Genomic DNA, 2,779 nt, shown 5'->3' on the forward strand with positions numbered 1-2,779 from the left:
GGAACGGACGCTTCCTTCGGACCGCCTTCCAGCGGGCCCTCCGGGCGCTTCGTTCTTTCGTGTTTCCAGCTTACCAGATGTTTTCCGCTCCGTTTACCGGAGCTTTTCGCATCTGAAATCTGGTGTTAACCGCCAAGTTGTGGCGACTCGGCCAACCATAGCGGGTCGGCGGCCGGAGCGCGAATCGGAGCGCACCAGGAGTCACCCGGGTGGCGGCATGATTTGTTGCTCTCGCGAGCATATACAGCAATGGCCTCGGTTCGCCAAGATGCCTGTAGAGTGCGGCGCATCGACCAAGAGGACTAGACCAGTCGCGGGTCGATGTGACGCCGGTCGGTAGACGGGCGGGGGCGTGGGTCTTCGCCCGGGAATGTCGGCAGATGTCCGAAGTTGACATGATTTAGGCTTCAGTTGATCGTGTGCCGCACCTCGCGGCCGCTCACTGTATTGCGCACTTGGGAGGCACCACCATGACCACTGTGACGTCGCCGCTGACCGGCAAGGTCGTCGGGCTCGCCGGCGTGCCGGACCCGGTGTTCTCGGGTGCGATGGTCGGCCCGGGCACCGCGATCGACCCGGTTCGCGAGCCCACCGAGGCGCTCGCCCCGGTGGACGGCGTCGTCGTCTCCATGCACCCGCACGCGTTCGTCGTGGTGGACGCGGACGGACACGGTGTCCTGACCCACCTCGGCATCGACACCGTGCAGCTGAACGGCGAGGGCTTCGAGCTGCTCGTCAACAAGGGCGACACGGTGACCCGCGGTCAGGCCGTGATCCGGTGGAACCCGGCTGCCGTCGAGGCCGCCGGCAAGTCGCCGATCTCGCCGATCGTGGCGCTGGAGGCCGCCCCCGACGCGCTGGGCAACCTGCGCGAGGACGGCGAGACCCTGGCGGGCGACAAGCTGTTCAGCTGGAGCTGACCTCTCTATATACGGACACACACCCGCCCCGCAGGAGTTGACGGGGCGACCCGGCACTCAGCGGTTCCCGGCGGGGCCGCTCCTCTCAGCGGAGAACAGGTACATGGAGAAGACACTGCGCGGCGTGGGTGTCAGCCACGGGGTCGCGATCGGCCAGGTGCGGCACATGGGCACGGCGGTCCTGGAGCCCCCGGCCACCCAGATCCCGACCGAGGACGCGCCCCGTGAGCAGGCGCGGGCCCAGGCGGCCGTCGAGGCCGTCGCCGCCGACCTGATCGCGCGCGGCAACCTGGCGGGCGGCGAGGCGCAGGGCGTGCTGGAGGCCCAGGCGCTGATGGCGCAGGACCCGGAGCTGATGGCCGACGTGTCCCGCCGGATCACCGTCGGCAGCAGCGCCGAGCGCGGTGTGTACGACGCCTTCGCCGCCTACCGGGCGCTGCTGGCCTCCGCCGGGGAGTACCTGGCCGGCCGGGTCGCCGACCTGGACGACGTGCGCAACCGCATCGTGGCCCGGCTGCTGGGCGTGCCGATGCCGGGCGTGCCGGACAGCGACGAGCCGTACGTGCTGTTCGCGCGGGACCTGGCGCCGGCCGACACCGCGCTGCTGGACCCGACGCTGGTGCTCGGCTTCGTGACCGAGGAGGGCGGGCCGACCAGCCACAGCGCCATCCTGGCGCGGGCGCTGGGCGTGCCGGCCGTGGTCGCGCTGCCGGGGGCGACCGATGTCGCCGAGGGCACCGTCGTCGCGGTGGACGGCAGCTCGGGCGACGTGCTACTGGACCCGACGCAGGAGAAGCAGGACGAGCTGCGGGCGGCCGCCGCCGAGCGCAAGGCCGCCCTGGCCGCCTCCTCCGGTCCGGGGCAGACCTCGGACGGGCACCGGGTGCCGCTGCTGGCCAACGTCGGTGGCCCGGCGGACGTGCCGGCCGCGCTGGAGAACGGTGCGGAGGGCGTCGGCCTGTTCCGTACCGAGTTCCTGTTCCTGGACGACTCGGCGAAGGCTCCCAGCGAGGAGAAGCAGGTCGAGGCGTACCGCAAGGTGCTGGAGGCGTTCCCGGAGGGCCGGGTCGTGGTCCGGGTGCTGGACGCGGGCGCGGACAAGCCGCTGGACTTCCTCACCCCGGCCGACGAGCCGAACCCGGCGCTGGGTGTGCGCGGTCTGCGCACCCTGCTGGAGCACCCCGAGGTGCTGCGCACCCAGCTGCGGGCGCTGGCCACGGCGGCCGAGGGCCTGCCGGTGCACCTTGAGGTGATGGCCCCGATGGTGGCCGACCGCAAGGACGCCGCGGACTTCGCGGCCGCCTGCCGCGAGGCCGGGCTGAACGCCAAGTTCGGTGCGATGGTGGAGATCCCGTCGGCCGCCCTGCGGGCCCGGTCGATCCTCCAGGAGGTCGAGTTCCTGTCGCTGGGGACCAACGACCTGGCTCAGTACACCTTCGCCGCCGACCGTCAGGTCGGTGCGCTGGCCCGGCTGCAGGACCCGTGGCAGCCGGCGCTGCTGGACCTGGTCGCCGCCTCCGCCGATGCGGCGCGGGTGGCCGGCAAGAGCTGCGGCGTCTGCGGCGAGGCCGCCTCGGACCCGCTGCTGGCCGTGGTGCTGACCGGTCTCGGCGTCACCAGCCTCTCCATGGGCGCGGCCTCGATCCCCTACGTGCGGGCCGCGCTGGCCAAGTACACGCTGGCGCAGTGCCGCCGGGCGGCCGAGGCGGCCCGGGCCGCGGACAGCGCCGAGGAGGCGCGGGCCGCCGCGCAGCAGGTGCTGTCCGGCGAGTGAGGCAGTAGGAGCAGGACGAGAAGGGGGGGGGGCCCCCCGGGGGGGGAGCGGCCCCGCGGCGGGGGGGAGGCCGGCCGGGGGCGGG

2 protein-coding genes are annotated in these 2,779 nt (G+C 72.7%); both read left to right on the forward strand.

What is annotated here, in order from left to right:
• Positions 1-470: 470 nt before the first annotated feature.
• On the forward strand, positions 471-920 hold the full coding sequence (locus ABTZ03_RS28600; protein WP_350515981.1) for a PTS sugar transporter subunit IIA: 450 nt from the start codon (positions 471-473) through the stop codon (positions 918-920).
• A 103-nt stretch (positions 921-1,023) separates the two neighbouring features.
• Positions 1,024-2,694, forward strand: a complete 1,671-nt coding sequence (ptsP, locus tag ABTZ03_RS28605) for a phosphoenolpyruvate--protein phosphotransferase (protein ID WP_350515982.1) — start codon at positions 1,024-1,026, stop codon at positions 2,692-2,694.
• Positions 2,695-2,779: the final 85 nt, after the last annotated feature.

The sequence above is a fragment of the Kitasatospora sp. NPDC096077 genome (genome assembly GCF_040303245.1).
Classification (GTDB): domain Bacteria; phylum Actinomycetota; class Actinomycetes; order Streptomycetales; family Streptomycetaceae; genus Kitasatospora.